This is a genomic window from Phenylobacterium sp. (assembly GCF_031181185.1).
Classification (GTDB): domain Bacteria; phylum Pseudomonadota; class Alphaproteobacteria; order Caulobacterales; family Caulobacteraceae; genus Phenylobacterium.
In genome coordinates this window covers 1-7,093 of the sequence record NZ_JAPSKZ010000183.1, presented here as the reverse complement: position 1 = coordinate 7,093, position 7,093 = coordinate 1, and the positions used below count along the sequence as shown (strand labels likewise).

The 7,093-nt window shown below is 70.8% G+C and carries 8 protein-coding genes; 3 read left to right on the top strand and 5 right to left on the bottom strand.

The genetic code is table 11. The features are described 5' to 3' along the window. The 3 genes from RIF93_RS17200 to holA form a co-directional block, all read left to right on the top strand. The coding region (locus tag RIF93_RS17200; protein WP_309092678.1) for a class I tRNA ligase family protein at positions 1-342 on the top strand (342 nt) is incomplete at its 5' end. Continuing rightward, positions 339-860 (top strand): LPS assembly lipoprotein LptE, encoded by a 522-nt coding sequence (lptE, locus tag RIF93_RS17195; protein WP_309092677.1) that lies wholly within the window; start codon positions 339-341, stop codon positions 858-860. The genes RIF93_RS17200 and lptE, both read left to right, overlap by 4 nt. 4 nt (positions 861-864) lie before the next feature. Next, on the top strand, positions 865-1,917 hold the full coding sequence (gene holA, locus RIF93_RS17190; RefSeq protein ID WP_309092676.1) for a DNA polymerase III subunit delta: 1,053 nt from the start codon (positions 865-867) through the stop codon (positions 1,915-1,917). Positions 1,918-2,000: 83 nt separating this feature from the next. On the opposite strand, the gene RIF93_RS17185 is transcribed toward holA, so the two are convergent. The 5 genes from RIF93_RS17185 to RIF93_RS17165 all read right to left on the bottom strand — a co-directional run. After that, complete coding sequence (locus RIF93_RS17185) at positions 2,001-2,870, bottom strand: ParB/RepB/Spo0J family partition protein (RefSeq protein WP_309092675.1); 870 nt, start codon at positions 2,868-2,870, stop codon at positions 2,001-2,003. A gap of 6 nt (positions 2,871-2,876) precedes the next feature. Continuing rightward, entirely contained in the window at positions 2,877-3,704 is an 828-nt protein-coding gene (locus tag RIF93_RS17180; RefSeq protein ID WP_309092674.1) for a ParA family protein, read from the bottom strand. Continuing rightward, complete coding sequence (rsmG, locus tag RIF93_RS17175; RefSeq protein ID WP_309092673.1) at positions 3,688-4,329, bottom strand: 16S rRNA (guanine(527)-N(7))-methyltransferase RsmG; 642 nt, start codon at positions 4,327-4,329, stop codon at positions 3,688-3,690. The genes RIF93_RS17180 and rsmG overlap by 17 nt, the downstream gene beginning before the upstream one ends. A gap of 7 nt (positions 4,330-4,336) precedes the next feature. After that, complete coding sequence (mnmG, locus tag RIF93_RS17170) at positions 4,337-6,187, bottom strand: tRNA uridine-5-carboxymethylaminomethyl(34) synthesis enzyme MnmG (RefSeq protein ID WP_309092672.1); 1,851 nt, start codon at positions 6,185-6,187, stop codon at positions 4,337-4,339. A gap of 82 nt (positions 6,188-6,269) precedes the next feature. Further along, positions 6,270-7,093, bottom strand: an 824-nt coding sequence (locus tag RIF93_RS17165; RefSeq protein ID WP_309092671.1) for a GTPase, incomplete at its 5' end; no start/stop codon positions are given.

Genomic DNA, 7,093 nt, shown 5'->3' with positions numbered 1-7,093 from the left:
GCCGCGCGCCACGAGGCCCTGCTGGCGTTCGCCCGCCTGATCGCGCCGTTCACCCCGCACTTGGCGGAGGAATGCTGGGCCCGCATCGGGGGCCAGGGCATGGTCGTGGAGGCGCCCTGGCCCGAGTTCGACCCGGCGCTCACCGAAGACGCGATAAAGGTCCTGCCCGTTCAGGTGAACGGCAAGCGCCGCGGCGAGATCACGGCGCCGGCGGGGGCCGAGCCGGCCGACGTCGAGAAGATCGTGCTGGCCGACGCCGAGATCGCATCGCGCCTCGAGGGCCTGACGATCCGCAAGATCATTGTGGTCAAGGACCGGATCGTGAATATCGTGGCCGCATGACGAAGGCAGCGCTTTTCGCCCTCACGCTCGCCGGCCTGGCGCTTTCCGGCTGCGCCGGTTTCCAGCCGCTGTACGCCGAGCCCGGCGTGGCCTCGAACCTGGCCGCCATCGAGGTGGACGCCCCCGACGGGCGAACCGGCTACCTGATCCGGCAGCACCTCGACGACGCGTTCGCCAAGAACCGCAACGCGCCGCGCGCCTACGTGATGCAGCTGTCTCTGGGCGAGGCGCGCTATCCCCGCGGCGTGCGGATCGACAACGTGGCCACCCGCTACGAATACATCCTGACCGCCGACTATGTGCTCCGCTCGCGGCCCTCGGGTGCGGTGGCCAAGCGCGGCCGCGTGCGGGTCGAGCTGACCTACGATTCCGCCGACCAGCCCTACGCCTCGATCTCGGCGCAGCAGGACGCCCAGGACCGCGCGGCCGAGGAAGCAGCGCGGCGGATCGAGCTGGAGCTGGCCGTCTGGCTCGCCAACGGCGCGCCGCAACCCGGCGCCAAGCCCGCCAAGGGCTGAGCCCGTGATCCTCAGCCGCCGACCCGACATCGAGCGGTTCCTCTCCAGGCCCGACCCGGCGGTGCGCGCGGCGCTGATCTATGGCCGCGATCTGGGCGTCGTGCGCGACCGCGGCCACCAGCTGGCGGCCAAGACCGTCCCGAACCCCGACGACCCGTTCGACGTGGCGATCCTCACCGAGGTGGACGTCGCCGACGATCCGCCCCGCCTGGAAGGCGAGCTCGCGGCGCAGTCGCTGATGGGCGGCCGCCGTCTCGTGCGGCTGCGGCTGTCGTCTGAGAAGCCGGCCATCGACAAGGCTGTCGCCGAGGCGCTGGAACGGCACGCGAAGGGCGAGCTCAACCCCGACGCCTTTTTCCTGATCGAGGCGGGCAATCTCGACCGCAGCTCGGCGCTCCGGAAGGCCGGGGAGAAGGCTGACGCCTGCGCCACCATCCCCTGCTACGAGGACGAGCCGGGCGACGTGGCGCGCCTGGTGCGCGAGACGCTGGCGCGAGACCAGGTCGGTTTGAATCCCGACGCCCTGCAGCTGTTCGTCCAGCGGATGCCCAAGGAGCGCGGCGTCGCCAAGCAGGAGATCGAGCGGCTGGCGCTGTTCCTGGGCCCCGGCAGCGGCGTCACGGCGACGCCCGCCGACCTCGAGGCCTTCTTAGGCGTCGAGCCTGAGGCCAGCCTGTTCGACGCCGCTTCCGACGCCTTCGGTGGCCGCCTCGCCGAGGCCCAGGCGGGCCTGCGCCGGGCCGCCCAGGAGGGCGAGAGCGGACCCGCTGCCGTCCGAGCCATCGGCATGCACCTGGGCAAGCTCCGCCGCACGCTCACGCTCGCCAAGGCCGGCGCCGGCCTGCAGGAGGCCGCCAAGGCGTCTGGCGTCTTCTGGAAGCAGGAGCGCGAGTTCCTCCGCCAGGCCCGCGCCTGGAGCCTGGACGAGCTCGACCGGATCCAGCCCGAGGTGCTGGCCGCCGACAAGGCCTGCAAGACCGCCGGCTCGCCCGACCGCCTGATCGCCGAACGCCTGGCCCTGACGGTCGCCGGGCGGGCGCGAAGGCTGGGGCTCTAATCATCACTCCCCTTCATGGGGAGGGTGGATGCCGCTAAGCGGCAGCCGGGTGGGGAATAGCGCCCTCCCCGGCCGTTAGCGCTCTACCGCCGCGTCAGACGCCGGCAGATCTCGTCCAGCTGTTCCAGGCTGGCGTAGCGGATCTTCAGCTCGCCGGCTCCGCCGCGGTCGGCGATGTCGACGCTCAGGCCCAGCGCGTCTTCCAGGTCGGCTTCGAGCGCGGCGGTATCGGCATCCTTGGCCCGCTTGGGGCCGCTCGCCTTCTTGGGCTCCGCGCCGGGCGCTTGCGGCTTGGCCAGCGCCTCGGCGTCGCGCACGGATAGGCCGCGGTCGATGATCTGCGCCGCCAGCGCCTCGGGGTCCGCGGCCGTCAGCAGGGCGCGGGCGTGGCCGGCGGTCAGCTTCCCCGTGACCACGTGCTGCTGGACGTTCTCGGGCAACTGCAGCAGGCGCATGGTGTTGGCCACGTGGCTGCGGCTCTTGCCGACGCGCTCGGCCGCCTGCTCCTGGGTGTAGCCCATGCGGCCCATCAGCGCCTGGTACGCCCTCGCCTCTTCCATGGCGTTCAGGTCGGCGCGCTGGACGTTCTCGATGACGGCGATCTCGTAGCTGAGATTGTCGTCGACGTTCCGCACCAGCGCGGGGATCGCCCGTAGGCCGGCGCGCTGGCTGGCGCGCCAGCGGCGCTCGCCGGCGACGATCTCGTACTCGCCCGGCGTCTTCGGCGACGGCCGGACCAGGATCGGCTGCAGCACGCCCTTGTCGCGGATCGAGGCTGCCAGTTCGGCGATCTCGGCGTCCGAGAAGTGCTGCCGCGGCTGGTCCGGATTGCGGTGGATCAACTCGATCGGGATCTCGCGCACGCCCGCCTGCGGATCGGCCGCATGCTCGATCTCCTCGGCCTCGCCCAGCAGCGCCGAGAGGCCCCGGCCCAGTCCCCGCTTCTCCGCCATGGTCTTCTAGCTCACCGCTTCCGCTTGCGCCTTCTTGCGGCGCTCCCGCTCGCGCAGCACCACCTCGCGCGCGAGCTTCAGATAGGCTTGGCTTCCGGCGCACTTCAGGTCGTAGACCAGCGCCGGCTTGCCGAACGACGGCGCCTCCGAGACCCGCACGTTCCGCGGGATCACCGTCTGGTAGACCGTCTCGCCGAAGTGGCCGCGAACGTCGCGCGCCACCTGTTCCGACAGCGAATTGCGCCGGTCGTACATCGTGAGGATGACGCCCTGGATCTCCAGCGCCGGATTGAGGCTGCCGCGCACCAGGTCGATGGTCCGCATCAGCTGGGTCAGGCCCTCCAGGGCGAAGAACTCGCACTGCAGCGGCACCAGCACCGCATCCGCCGCGGCCATGGCGTTGACGGTCAGCAGGTTGAGCGACGGCGGACAGTCGATCAGCACATAGGTGTAGGCCCGGGTCTCCCGCAGCGGCGACAGCGCATCCCGCAGCTTGAACGAGCGGCGGGCCTGCTGGCCGAGCTCCAGCTCGACCCCTGAGAGGTCCGGATCGGCCGGCACCAGGTCGAGGCCGGGCACCGAGGTCTTCACGACCGCGTCCAGGACGGGCTTCTCGCCCATCAGCACGTCGTAGAGGGTGTTCTTGCGCTGGGCCCGGCCGACGCCCAGGCCCGTCGAGGCGTTGCCCTGCGGATCGGAGTCGATCAGCAGCACCTTCTCGCCGACGGCGGCGAGCGCGGTGCCCAGGTTGATGGCGGTCGTGGTCTTGCCCACCCCGCCCTTCTGGTTGGCCACCACGAGGACACGTAGGGCTCGGTCAGACTTTACGGCCACGCCCCCGCTCCCTTCCCAATCGCTTCACCCGCACGATGCGGCCCCGCTCGTCACTCTTGGACGGTATGACATCCGCCTCGAATTCCCAAGATTTAGCGGCCTCGGTCATCTCGGCTGCTACATCTTGTCCCTTCAGGAAAAGGCCCGTTGCGCCGTCCTGAAGGTAGGGCCGGGCGTACCCGAGCAGGCGGACCAGCGGGGCGCAAGCCCGGGCCGTGACGATGTCCACAGCCAACTGGAGGTTTTCCGCCCTCTCGTTATGCACGGTGGCCGGCAGGTCCAAGGTCTCGACGACTTCCGTCAGGAATCGGCAGCGCTTAGCCATGCTCTCGACGAGGTGGACATGGAAGCCGTCGCGCTCCTTGCCGAGGATCGCCAGCACCAGGCCCGGGAAGCCGGCGCCGGCGCCGAGATCGGCCCAGACCAGCGCGTCCGGCGCGAACTTCAGTAGCTGGGCCGAATCCCAAGCGTGCCGATTCCAGAAGTCGGGGATCGTCTTCGGACCGACGAGGTTCATCACCTCGTTGCCGGCGGCGAGCCGGTCCAGGAAGCGGCTCAGATCGGCGATCTGGGCGTCGGTCGCGCCGGTGGCGGCGGCGAAACTCGCGGAGTCGGTGACCTGCATCGCCAAGTCAGGCGGCGCGGCGGCGGACGTGGGCGAGCAGCGCCGTCAGCGCGCCCGGCGTGACGCCCTCGATGCGGGCCGCCTGGCCCAGGGTCAACGGCCGCACGGCGGCGAGCTTCTCGCGCACCTCGTTGGAGAGCCCGCCGATGGCGGCATAGTCGAGATCCGCCGGCAGTCGCAGGTCCTCGTCGCGGCGGAAGGCCTCGGCGTCCGCCGCCTGACGGTCGAGGTAACCGGCGTACGAGGCGTCGATCTCGATCTGCTCGCGCACGGCCGGCGCCCACTCGGTGATCTGCGGCCAGATGCGCGCCAGGTCCTCGAAGGTGATGGTCGGATACGCCAGCAGCTGCAGCAGATTGCGGCGGTGGCCGTCGGCCTTCACCGGCAGGCCCGCGCGCTGGGCTTCGGCGGGCGTCAGCGTGGACAGCTGCGACATCGTCCGCGCAGCGGCGAGCGCCCGCTGTTTCACGTGAAACACCCCGGCCCGGGTGGCCCCAACAACCCCCAGGTCGATGCCCTTCCCCGTCAGCCGCTGGTCGGCGTTGTCGGCGCGCAGGGTCAGCCGGAACTCGGCGCGGCTGGTGAACATGCGATAGGGTTCGGTGACGCCGCGCGTGACGAGATCGTCGATCAGCACGCCGATGTAGGCCTCGTCGCGCGCGAACTGCGCCGGCTCGGCGCCCGAGGCGGCGCGGGCGGCGTTGAGTCCAGCGACCAGGCCCTGGGCGCCGGCCTCCTCATAGCCCGTGGTGCCGTTGATCTGTCCGGCGAGGTAGAGGCCCGGCAGGCGCTTCACCTCGAGGGTCGGATAGAGCTCCCGCGGGTCGACGTAGTCGTATTCGATGGCGTAGCCGTGCCGCTTCACGACCACCTGCTCCAGGCCCGGGATGGTGCGCAGGAACAGGTCCTGGGTCTCGGTCGACACCGAGGTCGAGATGCCGTTCGGATAAACCGTCGTATCGTCCAGGCCTTCCGGCTCCAGGAAGATCTGGTGGCTGGTCTTGTCCCGGAAGCGGACGACCTTGTCCTCGATGGACGGGCAGTAGCGCGGGCCGCGGCCCGAGACCCGGCCGCCGTAGACGGCGCTCTCTTCGAGCCGCTCGGCGATGATCCGGTGGGTCTCTTCGGTCGTATAGGTGATGCCGCACTGGATCTGCGGGACCGTGATCCGGTCGGTCAGGAACGAGAACGGGATCGGCTCGTCGTCGGCCGACTGCATCTCCAGCCGGTCCCAGGCGATGGTCGAGCCGTCCAGGCGGGCCGGCGTGCCGGTCTTCAGCCGACCCATGGAGACGCCCAGGCTATAGAGACGGTCCGACAGGCCGATCGCCGGCGCATCGCCGATGCGGCCAGCCGGGATGCGGGTCTCGCCCTGGTGGATGACGCCCTTCAGGAAGGTGCCGGTCGTCAGCACGACGCGGCCGGCGGCATAGGTCTCCCCGCTCGCGCCCACCACGCCGGTCACTCGCCCATCGTCAACCAGGAGGTCCTCGACCGCCTCAGCCCTGATGGTCAGGTTCGCCGTGGCGGCAAGTTCGGCCTGCATCGCCTCGCGATAGAGCTTCCGGTCGATCTGCGAGCGCGGGCCGCGGACCGCCGCGCCCTTCGACCGGTTGAGCATGCGGAACTGGATGCCGGCCTGGTCGGCCAAGCGGCCCATCAGCCCGTCCAGAGCGTCGATCTCACGGACGAGGTGGCCCTTGCCCAGGCCGCCAATGGCCGGGTTGCAGCTCATCTCGCCGATCGTCTCGATCTTGTGGGTGAGCAGCAGGGTGCGCGCGCCGAACCGCGCCGAGGCCGCCGCAGCCTCGCATCCGGCGTGCCCGCCGCCAATGACAATGACATCCCAGGTCGTCATGAGGCGGCTGATATAGGCGAAGAGCCGCCGTGTTTCACGTGAAACGTCGCCGCGCCCGTCAGGCCGTGTTTCACGTGAAACGCTACTTGCCGATGCAGAAGGTCGAGAAGATCCGGCCCAGCACCGCCTCGGGGTCGATGCGGCCGGTGATCCGGTCCAGCGCGCGCGCGGCCAGGCGCACGTCCTCGGCGGCCAGTTCCAAGGCGTCCTCTTGCGCCAGGGCTTGGCGCAGGCGCTCGGCCGCCTCTCCCAGCAGTTCGCGGTGACGCAGGCGGGTGGCGGCCGGCGGCTCGGCGCCGCCGAGGGCGTCCACCACCCGCTGCCCAAGAGTCTGCTTCACCCAGGCCATGTCGCTGGGGCCCTTGGCGGTGACCTCGGCCGAGGGGATGCCCATACGGCTGGCCACCTCGGCGGCCCAGACGCCGGCGGGGCCGATGGCGAGGTCGCGCTTGGTGATGAGGCACAGGTCGTCGGGCCCCACCTCGTCCGGCAGGCCCGGGATCTGGTCGGACGAGCCGTCCACCAGCCACAGGCGAAGGTCGGCGCCTTCCGCCCAGGCCCGCGCCCGCCGCACGCCCTCGGCCTCGATCTCCTCCTCGGTGTCGCGGAGGCCGGCGGTGTCAGCCAGCAGCACCTTGTAGCCCTCCAGCACCATGGGGACCTCGATGACGTCCCGCGTCGTGCCCGCATGCGGGGTGACGATGGCCGCCTCGCGCCCGACGATGGCGTTCAGCAAGGTGCTCTTCCCGGCGTTCGGCGCGCCCACCAGCGCGATCCGGAAGCCTTCGCGGACGCGCTCGCCGCGCGCCGCGTCGGCGATGTTCTTCTCGATGTCGCGGATCAGGTCCTCCAGGACCGGCCGAGCGCGCGCCGCGACGTCCGCCGGCACCTCCTCGTCCGGGAAGT

Bases quoted from the DNA above. Each gene is read 5' to 3' on its own strand.
- lptE (WP_309092677.1), top strand. From the start codon at position 339: ATGACGAAGGCAGCGCTTTTCGCCCTCACGCTCGCCGGCCTGGCGCTT.
- RIF93_RS17185 (WP_309092675.1), bottom strand. From the start codon at position 2,870: ATGGCGGAGAAGCGGGGACTGGGCCGGGGCCTCTCGGCGCTGCTGGGC.
- rsmG (WP_309092673.1), bottom strand. From the start codon at position 4,329: ATGCAGGTCACCGACTCCGCGAGTTTCGCCGCCGCCACCGGCGCGACC.
- mnmG (WP_309092672.1), bottom strand. From the start codon at position 6,187: ATGACGACCTGGGATGTCATTGTCATTGGCGGCGGGCACGCCGGATGC.